This is a genomic window from Serinibacter arcticus (genome assembly GCF_003121705.1).
Classification (GTDB): Bacteria; Actinomycetota; Actinomycetes; order Actinomycetales; family Beutenbergiaceae; genus Litorihabitans.
This window is the reverse complement of the sequence record NZ_PYHR01000002.1, coordinates 2,079,115-2,097,835: the sequence shown is the minus strand read 5'-3', so window position 1 is coordinate 2,097,835 and position 18,721 is coordinate 2,079,115. Positions and strand designations below refer to the sequence as shown.

Below are 18,721 nucleotides of genomic sequence, written 5' to 3'. Positions count from 1 at the left end.
GGGACGGGCGCCGTCGTCGTCGGGCGGGAGGTTCCTCAGCCGCGATCGGTGAGGATGACCGGGCCCGTCGGCGTGACCGCGATCGTGTGCTCCGAGTGCGCGCCGCGCGAGCCGTCGGTGGACCGCAGCGTCCAACCGTCGGGGTCGGTGTAGATCTCGTCGGTGGCGATGAGGAACCACGGCTCGATGGCGACGACGAGGCCCGGCTTGATCTTGAGGCCCCGGCCGGCGCGGCCGTCGTTGGGGATGTGGGGGTCGCCGTGCATCGTGCGGCCGACGCCGTGGCCGCCGAAGTCGGTGTTGACCTTGTAGCCGTACTGGTGGGCGACCTCGCCGATCGCCCAGGACACGTCGCCGAGCTTGTTGCCGACGACGGCCGACTCGATACCGGCCTTCAGCGCAACCTCGGTCGCCTCGATGACGCGGAGGTCCTCGGGGCGCGGGGTGCCGACGATCGTCGAGAGGGCCGAGTCCGTGACCCAGCCGTTCAGCTCGGCGGCGAAGTCGACCGACAGGAGGTCGCCGTCGGCCAGGACGTAGTCGAACGGCAGGCCGTGCAGCACGGCGTCGTTCACGCTGGTGCATAGCACCTTGCCGAACGGCGAGGCGCCGAAGCTGGGGTGGTAGTCGATGTAGCAGGAGCTCGCACCGGCGTCGCGGATCATCTTGTGCGCGAGCTCGTCGAGCTCGAGGAGGTTGACGCCGACGGCCGCCTTCTCCTTCAGCGCGCTGAGCACGCTGGCGACGAACGCGCCCGCGGGGCGCATCTCCTGGACCTCGGTGGGCGTCTTGAGCTCGATCACACGGCCCAGCGTACGCGCGGGACGCCGAAACCCCGCGGGGATCCTAGGATCGGGGGGTGCCCGCCCTCGTCGTCGCGGCCGCGATCCTCGATGATCTCGCCGCTCCCACCCGCCTCCTCGCCGCACGCCGCAGCGCGCCCAAGACCCTCGCCGGTGCGTGGGAGTTCGCCGGGGGGAAGGTCGAACCGGGTGAGGATCCCCTCGGCGCCCTCGTGCGCGAGCTGCGCGAGGAGCTCGGTGTGGAGATCACGTTCGGTTCCCTCGTCGCCGGGCCGAACCCCGACCAGACGTGGCCGATCCACCAGGGCCACACGATGCTCGTGTGGACGGTCGAGATCACGGCCGGTCCGCCCGCGCCCCTGCAGGACCACGACGAGCTGCGCTGGCTCGAGCGCGACGAGCTGCGCTCGGTGCCCTGGCTCCCGGCCGACGTGCCGATCGTCGACGCCGTCGCCGACGCCGTCTTCGCCTGACGGGGCCGCTGTGCCCCCGATCGGTGGGCACCTCTCCCCTGAACGAGTTCTCACCACGTCACCGAGCGCTGTCCTACCGTGGGATCACGCCCCGAAACGAAAGTGCCCCATGAGCTCCTCGACAGTGACCCCCGACCGACCGGCCGGACCGACCAACCCGCCGATGCCGCCGCTCGTCTACGTCCCGACGACGGACGAGGCCGACCCCGCGCAGCGCCGGATCCTCATGCACACCGTCGAGGACGGGCGAACGGCGCTGTACGTCTACTCGGCGATCGACCGGCTGCACCGGTTCTACCTCGCGGACAACCACTGGATCGTGCTCGACGTCGCCGGCCTCCAGAAGGCCTTCGACGCCGCGCCGTACGACCTGCTGTTCGTGGACGTCAGCCCGGGGCTGCAGGAGATCGAACCGGAGCCGGCCCGGTGACCGACATCGACGTCGAGCTCGACGACCTCCGCACGATCTCGACCGTCCTCGGTGACCGCGCCACGACGCTGCAGGGGATCCAGGTCCCCGACGGTCCCGACGCGGGCATCGTCTCCGCCGTCATCACCTCGCTGCTGGGTCAGCTCACCACGAGCGTCGGGAACATCGCGTCGTCGCTGACCGCCGCCTCCGAGTCGGTCGGCCGGGCCCGCGAGTACTACCAGCTCGCCGACGCCGAGGCCTCCGCCACGCTCGAGGAGATCGACGCCGCGATGGAGGACCAGTGAGCGACGTCGACACCGAGATCACCGGTAGCCCGAGCTCGATCCGCGGGACGGTGACCTGGCTCCGCGACACCCTCGCCCCGGCCGTGCAGGCCGCGGCCGACGACCTCACCAGCGCCCGGCTGCTGGCGAGCGAGGGCTGGCAGGCGACGGCGGGGTACGCGTTCTGGTCGACGGCCACGCGCGCGATCCGCACGACGGACGACCTCGAGTCGTCGGTCCGCAGCCTCGCCGACGACGTCGACGACTTCGCCACGAGCCTCGAGCGCTGCCTGGAGGACATGCGGCAGGCGCGCAACGACGCCCGTGACGGCGACCTGGTGGTCAACACCTACATCGTCCGCGACCCGGGTCCCGGCCCGGCCTTCCCGACGATGCCGACCGATTCTGCGGACACCCAGGCGTACGACACCTACTGGCAGGCCGATGCGGCCTACCAGGCGCACCAGGAGAAGGTCAGGGTCTTCATCGCCGTCCGCGCCGAGGCCGACCGCGTCGACCGGGCCTACCGGACGGCGTGCGAGAAGCTCAACGGCGACATCACTCCCGGCGCGCACGCGTCGTGGATGGTGACGATCGGCGAGATCCTCGGCGACGGCGTCGTGGCCCGGTACGCGATCGACCTCGCCCAGCAGGCGCACGCGCTCAACACCCGCGCGGACGAGCTCTTCGCCATGGGGCAGCAGCAGCTCGACGACATCGCGAACAACAGCGGGTTCTGGGACCGGCGCTACCGCAACATCAGCTGGCTGCCGGGCTGGCTCGACCAGAGCCGCATCGAGGCGGACCGGCTCGCGGCGCAGGGCCTCATGGACCAGGCCGACGACCTGCGGACCCAGGCGGCGAACCTCGAGCCGGGTCGCACCTCGCGGATCTTCCGCACGGCCGGCAAGATCCTCGGTCCGCTGGGACTGGGTCTCGGCGTCTACAACGACTGGCAGGAGGGCGAGAGCGTCGAGCAGATCGCCGTCTCGCAGGGCGGGTCGGCCGCGCTCGGCGCGCTGGCCGGCATCGGGGCCGCCGCCGGGACCGGCGCCCTCATCGGCTCGGTCGTTCCGGGTGTGGGCACGGCGGTCGGTGCGGTCGTCGGCACCGTCATCGGCGCCGGCGTCGCGATCTTCGCCGACGGCGCCATCGACTCCTTCTTCGAGAACGGACCCGACGTCGGCGAGGCCTGGAACTCGGGGGTCGAGGCGCTCGGGGACACGGCCGAGGCGATCGGCGACTTCGGCGGCAGCGTCGTCAGCACGGTCGGCGGCTGGTTCGATTGACCGCCGCTCGCCGGGCGTCCCCCGTCGCCGTCGGTGCGCTCGTGCTGCTCGGTGTGCTCGTCGTCGCCGTGGGGTGGGCCCTGACGAGCCGGGGCGCGCTGTCGTCCGTGGTCTCCGGCACGCTGGCCATGACGCTCGGGGTCACGGTCCTGCTGTCCGCGGTCTCGCTCCAGCGCCGCCCGATCGAGGCGGATCGCGCGCGGTCCGACCGCGCCCTGGCGCCGCGGCCCGACCAGATCGACGGCGAGCCGGCGATGCGTTTCCCGCGCGGCGCCGGCTCGTCGCGGGTGCTGGCGTTCGCCGCGCTCGGCGTGCTGGGCCTGTGGGCCGTGGTGATGATCGTGCTCGCGATCGTGCGCGGTGCACCGCTGTGGCTCGTGCTCCTGGTGCCGTGGGCGGTCCTGGTGCTCGGCGGACCGGTGCTCGCGGCGACCGGCCGCCTGGCCCCCGGCTCCGTCTACGTGACCCCGACGCGGGTGGTCGACGTCGACCGCGGCGGTCGCGCCGAGATCGCGCTCGTCGACGTCGACCTCGTCACCCCGATGGCCGACCGCCTGCTCCTGCGGCCGCGCCGCCCCGGGGCGGTCGTCGTCCGTCGCGAGGCGGGGCCGTGGTCGCGACGACCGCGCACCGACCTGCTGGTCGTGGAGACCACCGGGCTCGGCGGCGGCAGCGAGCTGCTGGCCGACCACGTGCGGGGTGTGCAGGGTCCTCGGCGGTAGGCTCGTCCTCGAACGACAGGGGAGCGCCCCACCGGCCCGATCACTCGATCGACGCCGGACGCGCTGAGAGTGCGGCCCAGCCGCAGACCCTCGAACCTGCTCCGGTTAGCACCGGCGAAGGAAGTCGGGAATTCTCTCCCCGGTGCGCACCCGCGCGCCGGGCCCTCCCACGCACCTCTGGGAGGACCACCGCATGACCCCCACCACCGCGCGCCCGCGCCTCCGCCGTCGCCCGCTGATCGCGACGGCGGCGCTCACGTCCGCCTCGCTCCTCGCCCTCGCGGGCTGCTCGCTCGGCGGCGGCTCGCCCGCGCCGAGCGCGACGAGCAGCCCGAGCGACTCGGCCACCGACTCCGGTGAGCCGTCGGGCGAGGGCGCGTCGCCGTCGTCGTCCATCACGCTGGTCACCCACGACTCGTTCAACCTCAGCGAGGACGTGCTCGCGGCGTTCACGGAGGAGACGGGCATCGCGGTCACGCAGGTCGCGCCCGGCGACGGCGGCGCGCTCGTCAACCAGCTCGTGCTGACCAAGGCCTCGCCGCTGGGGGACGTGGTGTTCGGCGTCGACACGACGTTCGCCTCGCGCGCCGTGGACGAGGGCGTGTTCGCGCCGTACACCTCGCCCGCGCTGCCGGCGAGCGCCGAGCAGTACCTGCTCGGGGACGCGCTGACGCCGATCGACGTCTCCGACGTCTGCCTCAACGTCGACCTCGGCTGGTACGAGGAGAACGGGCAGGAGCCGCCCGCCTCCTTCGACGACCTGGTGCTGCCCGAGTACGCGGGGCAGACGGTCGTGACCAACCCCGCGACGTCCTCGCCCGGGCTCGCGTTCCTGCTCGCCACGATCGGGGCCAAGGGCGAGTCCGGCTGGGTCGCCTACTGGGAGCAGCTGCGCGACAACGACGTGCTCGTGGTCGACGGCTGGTCCGACGCCTACTACGTCGACTTCTCCGGCGGCGAGGGCGAGGGTGAGCGCCCGGTCGTGCTGTCCTACGCCTCCTCCCCGCCCGTGACCATCGGCGACGACGGCGTCCCCACCACCGCCGCGCTGCTGGACACCTGCTTCCGCCAGGTCGAGTACGCGGGCGTGCTCGACGGCGCCGCGAACCCCGAGGGCGCGCAGGCGTTCGTCGACTTCCTGCTCTCGGAGCCGGTCCAGGCCGACGTCCCCGAGCAGATGTACGTCTACCCCGTCGACGCAGGCGTCGAGCTCCCGGCCGACTGGGCCGAGTTCGCGCCGCTCGCGAGCGCGCCGTGGGACGTCCCGGCCGCCGACATCACCGCGAACCGGAGCGACTGGATCGACACCTGGACGCAGACGGTCCTGGGGTGACAACCATCCGCGAGGCCCTTCGGGTCCGTTCCCGAGGCCGTTGCGGCGTCGTCGCGAGGCCTTTCGGGTGCGCTGCGGTGACGCCGTGGTGACCACAACGGCCTCGGATGCGAGCCCGAAGGGCCTCGGGAACGGACCCGAAGGGCCTCGCGACCGCGCCAGAAAGGCCTCGCGAAGGCTCTCGTGGGCGACGGCGGGGCGCACGACGGCGTGGACCCTCGCCGTCGTGCTCCCGCTCGCCTTTCTCGGCGTGTTCTTCGCCTACCCCGTGGCGACCCTGGTCGCGCGCGGTTTCGTCACCGACGGCGTGCTCGACCTCGGCGGCTTCGCGGAGGTGCTCGGCAGCGCGCGCACGTGGCGCGTCGTCGGCCACACGCTCGGCCAGGCCTCGCTCGGCACGGTCATCGCCGTCCTGCTCGGCGTCCCCGGGGCGTACGTGCTCTACCGCCGCACGTTCCCGGGGCGCCGCGTGGTGCGCGCGCTGGTCGCGGTGCCGTTCGTGCTGCCGAGCGTGGTCGTCGGCGTCGCGTTCCGCGCGCTCCTCGCGCCCGCGGGCCCGCTCGGCTTCCTCGGTTGGGACCGCACGTTCCCGGCGATCATCGCGGCGCTGGTGTTCTTCAACTACGGGCTCGTGGTCCGCATGGTCGGCACCGTGTGGGAGCGCCTCGACCCGCGCACCGAGCAGGCGGCCCGGGCGCTCGGGGCCTCGCCGCTGCGTGCGCTGCTGACCGTGACCCTTCCGGCGCTCGCGCCGGCGATCGCCTCGGCCGCCTCGCTCGTCTTCCTCTTCTGCGCGACGGCGTTCGCCGTCGTCCTCGTGCTCGGCGGCTCGCGCTACGCGACCGTCGAGGTCGAGATCTGGCTGCAGACCACCCAATTCCTCGACCTGCGCGCGGCCTCGGTGCTGAGCGTGGTGCAGCTGGTGGTCGTCGCGCTCGCCCTGACCGTCTCCGGCCGCGCCCGTCGCAGCCGCGAGCGCGCGCTCGCCCTGGTGGAGACCTCGCGCGCGACGGCGCCGCTGCGGCTCGCGCTCGGGCGCGGTCGCGGGGGCTCGGGGCTGGACGTCGCGGCCGCCGCGCTGACCGCCGTCGTCGTGGGCCTGATCGCGCTGCCGCTGCTGACGATGCTCGTGCGCTCGTTCCGGCACGACGGCGCGTGGACGCTGCGCCACTACGCCAACCTCGCCACGACCGGGGACCGCGCTCTCAGCGTGAGCGTCTGGCAGGCGACCGAGAACTCGCTGAGGATCGCAGTGGACGCGACGATCATCGCCGTCGTCGTCGGGGTGGTGCTCGCGCTCGTGCTCTCCCGCCGGCCGCGTTCGCGCCTCGGCCGCCGGGGGATCGGCGCGCTCGACGCGGCCGTCATGCTCCCGCTCGGCGTCTCCGCCGTCACCGTCGGGTTCGGGTTCCTGATCGCCCTCGACCGGCCGCCGCTCGACCTGCGCAGCTCGCTCCTGCTCATCCCGATCGCGCAGGCGATGGTTGCGATCCCGCTCGTCGTGCGCGCCGTGCTGCCGGTGCTGCGCGCGATCGACCCGCGGCTGCGGCAGGCGGCCGCGACGCTCGGCGCCGGCCCGGGCCGGGTGCTGCTCACCGTGGACGGACCGCTGGTGCTGCGCTCGCTCGGCCTCGCGGTCGGGTTCGCGTTCGCCGTGTCGCTGGGGGAGTTCGGCGCGACGTCGTTCCTCGCCCGCCCCGATCGGCCCACCCTCCCGGTGGTGATCTTCCGGCTGCTCGGCCGGCCCGGGGACGGGAACTACGGCATGGCCCTCGCGGCGTCGGTGATCCTCGCCGTCGTGGTCGGGCTCGTGATGACGACGGCGGAGCGACTGCGCCCCGCCCACGCGGGAGAGGTGTGACATGGGCGGTCAGGAGTCGGGGCTGAGCGTGCGCGACGCCGTCGTGCGCTACGGGGAGGGGACGCGGGCGACCACGGCCGTCGACGGCGTCGACCTCGCCATCGCGGGCGGTGAGGTGCTCGCGCTGCTCGGACCGTCGGGCTGCGGCAAGTCCAGCCTGCTGCGCGCGATCGCCGGCCTGGAGCCGCTCACGGCGGGGTCGGTGGCGTGGGACGGCGAGGACCTCACCCGCGTGCCGACGCACCGCCGCGGGTTCGGGCTGATGTTCCAGGACGGGCAGCTCTTCCCGCACCGCGACGTCGCGGGGAACGTCGCGTACGGGCTGCGCGGGACGGAGTGGGGTGCGTCGAGGGCGGTACGGGCCTCCCGCGTCGAGGCGATGCTGGAGCTGGTCGGGCTGGCGGGCTACGAGCGCCGCGCGATCGCGACGCTGTCGGGCGGTCAGGCGCAGCGGGTGGCGCTCGCGCGATCGCTCGCGCCGTCGCCGCGGCTGCTGCTGCTCGACGAGCCGCTGTCCTCGCTCGACCGTCGGCTGCGCGAGGAGCTGGTCGGGGAGCTCGGACGGGTGCTGCGCGCGGCCGGGACGACCGCGCTGTACGTGACGCACGACCACACGGAGGCGTTCACCGTGGCCGACCGCGTGGCCGTGATGCTGGAGGGGCGGCTGGCCCAGGTGGCGACGCCGGACGTGCTCCGCGCGGCGCCCGCGAGCGCCGAGGTGGCCGGGTTCCTCGGGGTGCCGCTCAGGGCGTGACGGGGGTGGGTGGGGTCGGCGGATTGCCGCGGGAGGAGAGCGTCGAGCCGACGCTCGCCGCGACCACGACGGCGACGGCGAGCGCCTGCACCCAGGTCAGCGTCTGGGACAGCAGGAGGAACCCCGCGAGGCACGCGACCGCCGGTTCGAGGCTCAGCAGGATGCTGAACGCGCGGGCCGGCAGGCGCCGCAGGGCCGCGAGCTCGAGCGTGTAGGGGATGACCGAGGCCAGCGCGGCGGTGCCGGCGGCGATGAGGAGCAGGTGCGGTTCGGTCACGACGCCGACCGCACCGCCACCGAGCGGGGCGACCGCCGCCGTCGCGACCACCATGGCGACGGCGAGTCCGCCCATCCCCGGGACGCGAGCGCTGACCCGGGCGTTGGCGAGGATGTAGGCGGCCCAGAAGGCGGCGGCGACCAGGGCGAGGACGACGCCGACCGGGTCGAGGCCGCCGACGGGGCCGTCGCCGCCGTCGCTCTCGCCGGGATGGCCCAGGCCCAGCGCCACGATGCCGGCGCCCGCGACGAGCACCCAGACCGTGTCGCGCCAGCGCCGCGTGAGCGCGGCCGCGAGCACGAGGGGGCCGAGGAACTCGATCGTGACGGCGATGCCGAGCGGGATGCGCGCGATCGAGGCGTAGAACGCCCCGTTCATGCCGGCGAGCGCGAGACCGAGGGCGCCGACGGCCAACCACTGCGCGCGCGCCCAGGTGCGCACGCGGGGCCGGAAGACGGCGAGCAGGACGATCGCGGCGATCCCGAGGCGCAGGAGCGTGGTGCCGCCGGGGCCGAGCACGGGGAACAGCTGGGCGGCGAACGCGGCGCCGAACTGCAGCGAGACGCAGCTGCCGACGACCATGAGCGCGCCGACGCCCGTGCCGCCGCCGCCATGGGCGATCGCGAGCGCGGGTGGTGGGGTCGTCACGGGGTCCATGGTGGCGGACGGGACGCCCGGGCCGGACCCGTGTCCGCAACGGCGGATGGTGGCCGCGACCTTGTGGCTGGGGAGGCGTGGCGACGGCGCCCTTGTGGTCGCGATCCGGGCGGATTCGCGACCACAGGGGCGCGGTCGCGCGGCGCGGTTACGCTGACCCCGTGCCGATCGAGCCCGCTGCCGCGACGTCCGGGCCGCCCGGACCCCGAGGGATCTCCGGCCCTCCCGCCCTCCGGCTCGACGGCGTGGGCATGGTGTTCGAGGACGGCACCCGCGCGCTGACGGGCATCGACCTCGCGGTCGCGCCGGGCGAGCTCGTCACGCTGGTCGGCCCGTCGGGCTGCGGCAAGACGACGATCCTGCGCCTCGCGGCCGGCCTCCTCGCGCCCACGGAGGGTGAGCTGACCGTCGCGGCCGACGCGACGACGTCGTTCGTCTTCCAGGACCCGACCCTGCTGGAGTGGCGCACCGCGCTGCGCAACGTCGAGCTCGTGGGCGAGCTGCGCGGCCTCCCGCGCGAGGAGCGGCGCGCGCGGGCGCTGGCGGGGCTCGACGCCGTCGGGCTCGCCGACGCCACCGCGAAGCATCCGCGCCAGCTGTCTGGCGGGATGCGGATGCGCGTCTCGATCGCCCGAGCGCTGGTCTCGGAGCCGGAGCTGGCGCTCTTCGACGAGCCGTTCGGCGCGCTGGACGAGATCACGCGGCTCCACCTCCAGACGCTGCTGCAGGACCTGTTCGCCGCCCGACGGTTCGGGGCGCTGTTCATCACGCACTCCGTCTCCGAGGCGGTCTACCTCTCCGACCGCGTCCTCGTGATGGGACCCGGCACGATCGCGGCCGAGGTGCCGGTTCCGTGGGAGCACCCGCGCTCGCCCGAGGTGCGCTACACCGCCGAGTTCGCGGAGCTCACCGGGCACGTCTCCCGCCTGCTCGAGGAGGCGTCGTGACGCGCCGTCGGGGGTTGCCCGGCTGGGCCACCCAGATCCTCTCCGTGCTCGCGGCGCTCGCCGGCATCGGTGTGATCTGGACGTTCGTCAGCCTCGTCGTGCTCAGCCCCGAGCGCCGGTTCCTGCTGCCCCCGCCGCACGAGGTTCTCGCGACCCTCGGGAACCCGACGATCATGCAGCCCATGCTCGCGGCCCTGGGTCGCACCAGTCTGGTGGCGCTGCTGGGACTGGCGCTCGCCGTCGTGATCGGTCTCGCCTGGGCCGTGGTGATGGCGCAGTCGCGGTGGGCCGAGCGGATCCTGTACCCCTACGCCGTCATCCTGCAGACCGTGCCGATCCTCGCGCTCACCCCGCTGATCGGGATCTGGTTCGGGTACGGGATCCCGGCGCGCGTGGTGGTGGCGGTGATCATCGCGATCTTCCCCGTCATCTCGAACACCTTCTTCGGCCTGACGTCGGCCCCCAGCCGGGCCTCGCACGACCTCTTCACGCTGGCGCGTGCGACGCGGTGGCAGCGGCTGACGAAGCTGCAGGCGCCGGCCGCCGTGCCGTCCGTGTTCACCGGGCTGCGGACGGCGGCCGGGCTCAGCGTGATCGGCGCGATCGTCGGCGACTTCTTCTTCCAGCAGGGCGACGTCGGGATCGGCGGGCTGCTGCGGGTCTACACGCTGCGGCTCAACATGGAGGCGCTGCTGACCGCCGTCGGGCTGACGGCGCTGTTCGGCGTGGTCGTGTTCTCGGTGTTCGCGGCGCTGGACCGGGCCGTCGTCGGGCGCTGGTACGGGTCGCCCGCGGGGCGCTGACGGCTGGAACCACCCCCGCGAGGGGCGGCAACCACCCCCGCGAGGGGCGGCAACTACCCCCGCGAGGGGCGGCAACTACCCCCTCGAGGGGCGGCAACTACCCCCTCGAGGGGCGGCAACTACCCCCTCGAGGGGCGGCAACTACCCCCTCGAGGTAGCGGGTCAGCGGACCTGCGTGACCTCGAACTGCATCCGCGGGTGGGCGTAGTACTCCTGCGACTCGACCAGGCGCAGCTCGCGCTCGCCCGAGTCGTAGGTGTCCTGCAGGAGGTCGAAGACCGACGACGTCGTGCGGGCCAGCGCGTCGGCCGCGTCACCCGTGCGGCGGTAGTGCGCGGTGAACAGCGCCGCCGTCACGTCCCCGGAGCCGTTCGCCTTGAACGGGATGAGCGGCGTCTGAACGATCCACGCGCCGTCGGGCGTCACGGCGAGCATCTCGATGGTGCCCTCGGGGCGGTCGGGACGCTCCACGCTCGTCACCAGCACCGTGGAGGGGCCCATCGCGCGGGCCGCGTCCACGGACTCGAGGGTCGACTCCAGCGACAGCGGCTCCGTCCGCGTGAGGAAGCCGAGCTCGAACTGGTTCGGCGTGATGATGTCGGCCGCCGGGACCACGCGGTCGCGCAGCAGCTCGGGGATCGCCGGTGCCACGAAGCAGCCGGACTTCGCGTTGCCCATCACGGGGTCGCACGCGTAGATCGCGTCCGGGTTGGCGGCCTTGACGCGCGCGACGGCGTCGAGGATCACGTCGCCGATGCCCTCGCCGCCCTGGTAGCCCGAGAGCACCGCGTCGATCTGGCCGAGCACGCCGCGCTCCTCGATACCCGTGATGACGGCGCGCACGTCCTCGGGCGCGAGCAGCGGACCGCGCCACGCGCCGTAGCCGGTGTGGTTGGAGAAGTGCACCGTGTAGACGGGCAGCACCTCGACGCCGATGCGCTGGAGCGGGAAGACCGCGGCGGAGTTGCCGACGTGGCCGTAGGCGACGGAGGACTGGATCGAGAGGATCTTCACCCCGACAGGGTATTCCTCCCTCGCGCGCGTACGATTCGCGTTGCCGCTGAAATCGCCAGGAACCACCGGCTGGTTCCCCAGAGCCCGAAACGGATCCACCTCATGACCCCCAGACTCGCTGCCCCCACCCTTGCCCTCGTCGTCGCGACGGCGACCCTCCTGTCCGCCTGTGCGCCCACCTCCGCGGGTGGCGACGGCGAGGGGAGCGGCTCCGACGCCCCCGCCGCCGAGGCCGGTTCCGCCCTCGACCTCGCCGATGTGTGTCCCGCCACGGTGGTGATGCAGCAGGACTGGCAGCCCCAGTCCGAGCACGGCGCGATGTACGAGCTGGTCGGCAACGGCTACGTCGTCGACAACGACATCAAGGCCGTGCGCGGGCCGCTGGTCGCGCAGGGCGTGGACACCGGGGTGGAGATCGAGGTCAGGGCCGGGGGCCCGAACGTCGGGTTCCAGCGCGTCAGCGACCTGCTCTACCTCGACACCGACATCCTCGTCGGCGCGGTGAACACCGACCAGTCGATCCAGGCCGCCGCGGACGGACGCCCCGTCGTCGCCGTCACGAGCCAGCTCACGCTGTCGCCGCAGATCTACATGTGGGACCCCGCCAGCCACCCCGGCGCCGAGACCATCGCCGACGTCGCCGCCTCCGGCGCGACGATCGTCACCGGCGGCGAGATCATCCCGTCGCTGCTCTCGGACCAGGGGATCGTGTCGATGGACCAGATCGACACGTCCTACGAGGGCACGCCGCAGCGGTTCGTGACCGATCCGTCGATCATGCAGCAGGGCTTCGGCACGAACGAGCCGTTCGTGTACGAGAACGAGATCGCGCAGTGGATGAAGCCGGTCGCGTTCCAGTACCTGCACGAGCTCGGGTACTCGATCTACCCCGAGCCGATCACGGTGCGCGAGGCCGACGTCGAGGGTGAGGCCGACTGCCTCGAGCGACTCGTGCCGATCCTGCAGCGCTCGCAGCTCGACTTCCTCGCCGAGCCGGAGCGCACGAACGCACTCATCGTCGACCTGGTCGAGCAGTACCAGACGTCCTGGACCTACTCGGCGGAGGCGGCGGCGTTCTCGGTCGAGACGCAGCTCGGCGACGACCTCGTCTTCGACGACCCCGCCTCGGGCGTCTTCGGGATGATCGACGGCGACCGGGTGGCCGAGACGGTCGAGACCTTCGTGCCCGTCCTCCAGGCGACCGGCTCGCTGCCGGCCGATGCCGACGTCGATCCGACGGCGCTGTACGACAACCGGTTCATCGACGAGGGCGTGACGGTGGCGGGGGTGCTCGGGGACGGCTAGGTCGGTTCGCCGACGTGCCGAGACTCCGGCACGCGGGCATACTGGCCCCGGGGATCAGCGGCGCCCGTGCCGCTCGAGCGGGGACAACCAGATGTCGCCGTCTTGTGAGGACCCGTTTCCATGCCCCGTGGCAGCCGTTCCGCCTTCCCCCCGCTCCCGCGTCCGCGGCTGCTCGCCGAGCTCTCGGACGCCGTCGACTCGTCGGTCGTCCTGCTGAGCGGACCCGCCGGTCTCGGCCGGACGACGGCCCTGGAGCAGTGGTCGGAGTCGACCGGGTTCCCGTGGGTCCCCCCGCATCCTCGGCTCGACGGCGAGCAGATCGTCGCCGAGGCGACGCGCCTCGTGGGGGAGGTCGACGACGGACCGGTCGTCGTCGGGCTCGGCGTCGAGCGCCCCGACCTGACCGCCCTGGTGGCGAGGCTGCTGGCGGCCTCGGGGCCGCGGGACGGTCGGGTGGTCGTGGTGGTGCGCGGCACGGCGTCGCCGTCGAGGGACCTGGCTCGGCTGGCCGAGGTCGGGATCGCGGCTCCGCGTGTGCTCAGGCCCGTCACCTTCCACCTCACGCCTCCGGAGATCCGGCAGCTCGCCACGCTGCGCGGGGTCGTGATGGACGATGAGGACGCCTGGGCGATCCACCAGGCGACGGGCGGCTGGGTCGCCGTCGTGAGTCGCCTCGTCGACCGTCTTGTCCGTGAGGAGGACGAGGACGCGACGGACGGACCGGGTGATCCCGCCCCCCGACCCGCCGGAGGGAGCTTCCGGCGCCGGCTGGATGAGGCGACGACGGCGACCGCGGAGCTCGTCGCCCAGGTGGGTCTCGAGGATCTCGCCACCCCGGAGCTGGCCGTGGTGCTCCTGCGGGCCGCGCTCGCGCCCCAGGTTCCCGCCGCAGCCGTGACCGTGCTGTCGCGGGACGTCGGAGTGCCGACCGGGCTCCGCGACCTCCTCGAGTCCCGACTCCTCTCACCCGTCGGCAGTGAGGGCGACGTCGCCGTCACGCCGTCGCTGCGGGCGTTGCTGACCCTCGCGGGGCCTGCCCCGAGCGGTCCCGACGGGTCGAGCCACACCCAGGACCTCGCCCGGGTGCTGTGGGCCGTCGACCGTCCCGACCGGGCCGTGGGAGTGCTCGTCGAGCACGGCGAGCGCGAGGCTCTCGCCCGACTCCTCGCCGCCGACGTCGCGACCGTTGACCGCCTGGACGCCGGGCTTCTCGGTCGGCTCTTCACCGATGCCGAGCTCCGGGACCGGCCGCCCCTGGCGCTGGCGGTCGCGCGATCCCTCGTGGACCTCACCCACACCGGTCATCCCGGGGTGGTGGAGCCGGCCCAGGTCCGCCGCGCGCTCGGTCTCGTGGAGCGTGCCGAGACGTCGTCCGTCGCGCTCGGCCCTCGGGAGAAGGTGGTGGCCGAGCTCGTGCTCGGAGTGATCGCCCGGGTCGACGGCGACCACGCGGAGTCGCTGGCGCGGCTGGCGGGCGCGGCGGCGGAGGGACGTGACGTCGACGATCCCGTGCTCCGGGCGGGAGTCCTGACCCAGCTCGCCTTCGCCCACCTGGCGACCGGTGACTACCCGGGGGCCCAGGTGGCGCTGCGCTCGGCGGCCGCGCTGCCCGAGGGCAGCCTGGCGACGCTGCTGGCGCGCGCCGGGGGCGAGTTCGTGGCCGGGACCGTCGGCGTTCCCGCCGCCATGACCGCGCGCGGGGACGAAGGAAGCCTCGAGGCGATCCCGCTGCCACGGCTGCGCAGCTACGGGCGGGCCTACCGGCAGCTCGCTCAGCTCCGCACCGACGAGTCGGCCGCCGAGCTGCGCACGGGCTTCGGTCCGGTCGGGGCGGAGCCGGACCGCGACCCGCTCGTCGTCGAGGTGCTCAGGCTGAACCTCGAGACCGTTCTGGGCCTCGTGACCGGGACGGAGGATGCGGCCCTCACCCAGCTCGACGTGTTCGCCGCAGCCACGGGGCGACGTCGGTTCTCCGCGTACGAGCGGAGCCTCCTGCGCTCCTACCGGGTGGAGCTCCTCACGGCCCGCGGGGACCTGGACGAGGCCGCCGCCGTGGGCGGGGGACCCCCGCACTTCACGTTCGAGCACCGCGTGCACGCGCGGCTGCTGTGGGAGTCGGGCCGGCTCGAGGAGGCGGCGGCGGTGCTCGGTGGGGTCGTGACGGACCCGCGGCTGTACGCCGGTCGGCACTCCGTGTGGGCACTCGTGCTCCACTCGCTGGTGGAACGGGATCTGGGGCACCGGGCGTCCTCCGACGCCTCCCTGGTCCGGGCGCTGGCGCTCGCGACCCGGACGGGCACGCTCGTTCCCTTCGCGCGCCACGGCCGGACGACGACGGTCCAGCTGTTGCGCCAGATGCGCACGTTGACGCTCGACCCGACGGCTGCGGGGTTCGTCGCCGACCTGGAGGCGAGGTTCGGGCGCCTGGTCGTCCCCCAGGTGGTCCAGCAGCTGTCCTCCCGTGAGGTCGTCGTGCTCGACGCCCTGGGCGCGCTCGGAGCCACGCCCGACGTGCGCGCGCTCGCCGAGCGGCTCTTCGTCTCGCCGAATACGATCAAGACCCAGCTGCGTCAGATCTACCGCAAGGTGGGGGTCCCGGGGTGGGAGGAGGCGGCCGTCGTCGCCCGCCTGACGAGTCTGGTCGACCGTTCGCACGGGTGATGTCCGGCCCCAACGTCGTCAAAGGTGCGCCACGGGGTGAAAGCCGGGGTGACCCGCGGCCCGGAGCGGCGCCAGGAAGGGCGCGCGGGTCCGAACCTTCCTAGGTTGATCCCGCCAGGGGGCACACCGGACGTCGTACCGGGCCCGCGTCAGCACCACCTCCGACCTCGCACGGTCGGGAAGCGGACGCGGACCGGAGCTGCGTCGTCGTCGACCGCGCTTCCGGGCGTTCCTCATCGTCCGACACCCGGAGCCTCTCGTGCAGCGAGCCGCCGTCCTCACCCTTCCGCCGTCTCCGGCGGTCCGACTACGTAGCCGCACCGGAGTGGCTACGCAACCGTGGACCCGACCGGCCGCGACGTTCGGTCGACGTGGCGCAGGCTGGCGTCCGCGGCCCCTCCCCGACGGCGCTCTGCACCGCCGTGTCACCGTCAGCCCCCGTGCTGACCGGTGCGGTGGTAGGTCCCCTCACCCCGGCGCCTGTCCGGGGCGGGGCCGCGCCGCCCAGCGGGACGGCGGACGATGAGCCGGGGTGGCGCCGTGCTGAAGGTGCTCGACGCCGTCTCGCGCGGCCGACACGCGACGATCGTCTCGGCCGAGCCCGAGGACCGGTCGGCGATCCTCGGGGCGGTTCGTACGCAGCTCGAGGCCACGGGGTGGCGCACGATCCACGTGGAGGCCGTGCCGCCTCTGCCGGGCGCGCCGCTGGCGGCGCTCGTCCACGCGGGTCTGCGCCCGACGCAGGAGGGCCGCAACGGTCTCGGAGCCGCCGTGGACGAGATGGCGGCAGCCGTGCGCGGCGAGCGCACGATCGTGCTGGTTCGCGACCTGCACCGCCTCGACCCCACGGCCTGGGCGGTGCTGCGGTCGCTCCAGCAGCGCACGGGGCTCCTCCTCGTGGTCTCCCGTCACCCGCGGTCCGCCACCGCCGAGATGCCGTCCGACGCCGTGACCGTCGCCGCGCCGCGGCCGTCGATCGAGGAGCTCCGGACCACCCTGGCCGAGCTGACCGGCCTGCCCGTCGGGCTCGCGCTGGCCGCTCGCCTGCACGCCTACGTCGACGGCCGGACCGCCCTGGCACGGGCTCTCGTCGAGAACGGCGAACGTCACCTGGGACGGACGAGCGGGGAGCCCGTCGACCTCGTGCTGACCGGCCGCGGCCTGGAGCCGGTGCTGGAGGACCTCGTCGGCGACCTGTCGGCCGACGAGCGGCGCGACCTCGAGATGCTCGCCCTGCTGGGCCCGGCCGAGCTGGACGCGATCGCCGACCGGCTGTCACCCGAGAGCCTGGAGCGACTCGAGCGCCGGGGTCTCGTGGAGGAGATCGGAAGGGAGTGTCCCCGGGTGCTCGTCCGTCCGCCGGTGCTCGCCGACCACCTGCGCGCGACGGTCCCCTCGCTGCGTCGGCGTGCGCTCCTCGGTCCGGCGGCGTCGGCGCCGGCCACCGGGGAGCCGGCCGAGGCCGGGGCGGTCGCTCGCCTGCTGGCGGACACGGAGAGTCACCGCGTCGGCCTGGCCCGGACCGCCTGGGAGAGACAGCCGGACCGCGACTCCGCCGTCGCGCTCCTCACCGTGCTCGAGAGCGCAGGTCTCGAGCGGGAGCTGCACGCCGTGCTGGCCGGCTCGGCCGTTCTTCCGGGCAGCGACCGAGCGGTCGTGGAGTGGCAGGCACTGCGATGGCGGCACGCCGCACGCTGGCACGGTGGGGCCGCGGACGCCGTCGCGGGGCTGCGGCGGGCGGCGAAGGACGCCGTTCGTCACGGTGAGCTGCTGCTGGCGCTCGCGCTGCGTCTCGACGTCGCCACACCCGTCGCCCAGCGACTGGCTGAGGCCGAGGAGCTCGCCCGGTCGACCGGTCACGCGCCGTGGGTCGAGGGGGAGATCCGGCTGACCCTCGCGCGGCTGCAGCTGGCGATCGGTGACCTCGCGGCCGCGGGGCGGACGGTGGGTGCGGGGTCGCCCTCCGAGGGTCGCGCGAGCGACCTCGTGATGGTGGGCGCGGTGGTGGCGGCCGTGGAGGGCCGCGAGAGCGACGCCGTCCGAGCGCTGGAGGAGCTGATCGCGACCGCGCTCGCTCTGCGCGACCGCGACGTGATCCGCCGCGCCGTGGAGTGCGTCGTCCTGACGGCGCTCATCGGACTGCGGGTGCCGCGGCTGACCGAGATGCTCGATCTCGGCCTGGCGCTGGGTCTTCCGCTGGAGCCGGGGCCCGGTCAGTACTTCGCCCTGGCCCGGACGGGGATCGTGCACGCGGTCGCCGGCGCCGACTCGCCCGTGGTGGTGCCGGCGGTGGCGGTCGGGCCGCCCGGCGCCGAACCGCTCGGCGACCTCGTCCGCGCGTGGGACGACCTCGCAACCCGTTCGGCGACGAACCAGTCGGTGGATCCCGACGGTCATCTCGAGGCGGCACTCACCACGCTGAGCGGCTCCGGGAACCTGTTCGGGGCGGCCCTTGCAGCGCTGACCGTGTTCGAGGTCGAGCCCAGCGCCGGTCCGCTCGAGCGGGTGCGGCAGTTCGTGACCGAGTGGGGGACCCCCGCCGCGCTGGCGCACGCCGACTACGCGGTGGCCAGGGCGGAGGAGTCCGCCGGTGGGCTCGTCCTGGCCGGGCGCGCCTTCGAGGAGCGCGGGCTCGTCCATGCGGCGGTCCGCGCGTACCGGCGCGCCGTGCTCGCGGCCGGCAGGCACGACGAGGAGGCCTGGGGACGCGAGGCGGCGGAGGAGCTGCAGCGGCTGCGCCACGATCTCGCCGGGGGCCCCGCCGACGTTCCCGGGCCGGGGGCCTCGGCACTGACCGACCGCGAGCGGGAGATCGCCGGGATGGTGGCGGCGGGGGCGAGCAACCGGGTCATCGCGCAGCGTCTCGTGCTCTCGGTCAGGACCGTCGAGACGCACGTCCTGCGAATCATGCGCAAGGCAGGGGTCGACAGCCGGACGCAGATCCGCGACTACCTGATCACGCAACCGCGATCGGTCCTGGGGAGGTAGCCGTCATGGCTCGGGGTCGCCGCGCGGCCAGGACATTCCACACCTGTGGTCGTGGAACCGTTCTGACGGGAACTGTTACGCAGTCCGGCAGAGAACGTACGTACGTGAACGACGGCAGCACGCAGACGCGTCCCGACC

Annotated in this window: 16 protein-coding genes and 1 riboswitch; of the genes, 13 read left to right on the top strand and 3 right to left on the bottom strand. The window is 73.8% G+C overall.

Annotated features, from left to right (window positions below; genetic code table 11):
* Positions 1 to 35 precede the first annotated feature (35 nt).
* The gene (gene map, locus C8046_RS09565) at positions 36 to 803 is read right to left on the bottom strand and encodes a type I methionyl aminopeptidase (RefSeq protein ID WP_109229242.1); all 768 of its coding nucleotides are present in this window, start codon (positions 801 to 803) and stop codon (positions 36 to 38) included.
* 56 nt (positions 804 to 859) lie between these two features.
* Here map and C8046_RS09560 point away from each other — a divergent pair, with 56 nt between their 5' ends.
* The 8 genes from C8046_RS09560 (at position 860) to C8046_RS09525 (ending at position 7,931) form a co-directional block, all read left to right on the top strand.
* On the top strand, positions 860 to 1,276 hold the full coding sequence (locus tag C8046_RS09560; protein ID WP_109229241.1) for a (deoxy)nucleoside triphosphate pyrophosphohydrolase: 417 nt from the start codon (positions 860 to 862) through the stop codon (positions 1,274 to 1,276).
* A gap of 109 nt (positions 1,277 to 1,385) precedes the next feature.
* The gene (locus C8046_RS09555; RefSeq protein WP_146197120.1) at positions 1,386 to 1,706 is read left to right on the top strand and encodes an SAV_915 family protein; all 321 of its coding nucleotides are present in this window, start codon (positions 1,386 to 1,388) and stop codon (positions 1,704 to 1,706) included.
* The gene (locus C8046_RS09550; RefSeq protein WP_109229239.1) at positions 1,703 to 1,993 is read left to right on the top strand and encodes a hypothetical protein; all 291 of its coding nucleotides are present in this window, start codon (positions 1,703 to 1,705) and stop codon (positions 1,991 to 1,993) included. Before C8046_RS09555 ends, C8046_RS09550 begins: the two co-directional genes overlap by 4 nt.
* Complete coding sequence (locus C8046_RS09545; RefSeq protein WP_109229238.1) at positions 1,990 to 3,261, top strand: hypothetical protein; 1,272 nt, start codon at positions 1,990 to 1,992, stop codon at positions 3,259 to 3,261. The genes C8046_RS09550 and C8046_RS09545 overlap by 4 nt, the downstream gene beginning before the upstream one ends.
* Positions 3,258 to 3,983, top strand: a complete 726-nt coding sequence (locus C8046_RS09540; RefSeq protein ID WP_109229237.1) for a hypothetical protein — start codon at positions 3,258 to 3,260, stop codon at positions 3,981 to 3,983. The genes C8046_RS09545 and C8046_RS09540 overlap by 4 nt, the downstream gene beginning before the upstream one ends.
* 7 nt (positions 3,984 to 3,990) lie before the next feature.
* Positions 3,991 to 4,123: riboswitch (TPP riboswitch) on the top strand.
* 53 nt (positions 4,124 to 4,176) lie between these two features.
* A complete protein-coding gene (locus tag C8046_RS09535; RefSeq protein WP_109229236.1) occupies positions 4,177 to 5,316 on the top strand; it encodes a thiamine ABC transporter substrate-binding protein in 1,140 nt (379 codons plus the stop codon).
* Between the two features lie 226 nt (positions 5,317 to 5,542).
* A complete protein-coding gene (locus C8046_RS09530) occupies positions 5,543 to 7,177 on the top strand; it encodes an ABC transporter permease (protein ID WP_235866264.1) in 1,635 nt (544 codons plus the stop codon).
* 1 nt (position 7,178) lies between these two features.
* Entirely contained in the window at positions 7,179 to 7,931 is a 753-nt protein-coding gene (locus tag C8046_RS09525) for an ABC transporter ATP-binding protein (protein ID WP_109229235.1), read from the top strand.
* Here the strand turns inward: C8046_RS09525 and C8046_RS09520 are convergent.
* The gene (locus C8046_RS09520; protein ID WP_109229234.1) at positions 7,921 to 8,865 is read right to left on the bottom strand and encodes an EamA family transporter; all 945 of its coding nucleotides are present in this window, start codon (positions 8,863 to 8,865) and stop codon (positions 7,921 to 7,923) included. The two genes, C8046_RS09525 and C8046_RS09520, sit on opposite strands and share 11 nt — an antisense overlap.
* 161 nt (positions 8,866 to 9,026) lie before the next feature.
* Between C8046_RS09520 and C8046_RS09515 the strand changes: the two genes are divergently transcribed.
* Together C8046_RS09515 and C8046_RS09510 are read left to right on the top strand one after the other, a co-directional pair.
* Entirely contained in the window at positions 9,027 to 9,812 is a 786-nt protein-coding gene (locus C8046_RS09515) for an ABC transporter ATP-binding protein (RefSeq protein ID WP_235866263.1), read from the top strand.
* Positions 9,809 to 10,615, top strand: coding sequence for an ABC transporter permease (locus C8046_RS09510; RefSeq protein WP_235866262.1), 807 nt, complete (start codon positions 9,809 to 9,811; stop codon positions 10,613 to 10,615). Before C8046_RS09515 ends, C8046_RS09510 begins: the two co-directional genes overlap by 4 nt.
* Positions 10,616 to 10,777: 162 nt before the next feature.
* Here the strand turns inward: C8046_RS09510 and pdxY are convergent, their stop codons facing one another.
* A complete protein-coding gene (gene pdxY, locus C8046_RS09505; RefSeq protein WP_109229232.1) occupies positions 10,778 to 11,629 on the bottom strand; it encodes a pyridoxal kinase PdxY in 852 nt (283 codons plus the stop codon).
* 102 nt (positions 11,630 to 11,731) lie between these two features.
* Here pdxY and C8046_RS09500 point away from each other — a divergent pair, with 102 nt between their 5' ends.
* The 3 genes from C8046_RS09500 (at position 11,732) to C8046_RS09490 (ending at position 18,583) form a co-directional block, all read left to right on the top strand.
* Entirely contained in the window at positions 11,732 to 12,934 is a 1,203-nt protein-coding gene (locus tag C8046_RS09500) for a hypothetical protein (RefSeq protein ID WP_109229231.1), read from the top strand.
* Positions 12,935 to 13,054: 120 nt separating this feature from the next.
* Positions 13,055 to 15,595: a LuxR C-terminal-related transcriptional regulator gene (locus C8046_RS09495; protein ID WP_109229230.1), complete on the top strand. Its 2,541-nt coding sequence runs from the start codon at positions 13,055 to 13,057 to the stop codon at positions 15,593 to 15,595.
* A 522-nt stretch (positions 15,596 to 16,117) separates the two neighbouring features.
* The gene (locus tag C8046_RS09490; RefSeq protein ID WP_146197119.1) at positions 16,118 to 18,583 is read left to right on the top strand and encodes a LuxR C-terminal-related transcriptional regulator; all 2,466 of its coding nucleotides are present in this window, start codon (positions 16,118 to 16,120) and stop codon (positions 18,581 to 18,583) included.
* Positions 18,584 to 18,721 lie beyond the last annotated feature (138 nt).

Coding starts and splice junctions, on each gene's coding strand:
- C8046_RS09490 (WP_146197119.1), top strand. CDS start 16,118: ATGAGCCGGGGTGGCGCCGTGCTGAAGGTGCTCGACGCCGTCTCGCGC.
- C8046_RS09535 (WP_109229236.1), top strand. CDS start 4,177: ATGACCCCCACCACCGCGCGCCCGCGCCTCCGCCGTCGCCCGCTGATC.
- C8046_RS09555 (WP_146197120.1), top strand. CDS start 1,386: ATGAGCTCCTCGACAGTGACCCCCGACCGACCGGCCGGACCGACCAAC.
- C8046_RS09525 (WP_109229235.1), top strand. CDS start 7,179: ATGGGCGGTCAGGAGTCGGGGCTGAGCGTGCGCGACGCCGTCGTGCGC.
- C8046_RS09495 (WP_109229230.1), top strand. CDS start 13,055: ATGCCCCGTGGCAGCCGTTCCGCCTTCCCCCCGCTCCCGCGTCCGCGG.
- C8046_RS09500 (WP_109229231.1), top strand. CDS start 11,732: ATGACCCCCAGACTCGCTGCCCCCACCCTTGCCCTCGTCGTCGCGACG.
- C8046_RS09520 (WP_109229234.1), bottom strand. CDS start 8,865: ATGGACCCCGTGACGACCCCACCACCCGCGCTCGCGATCGCCCATGGC.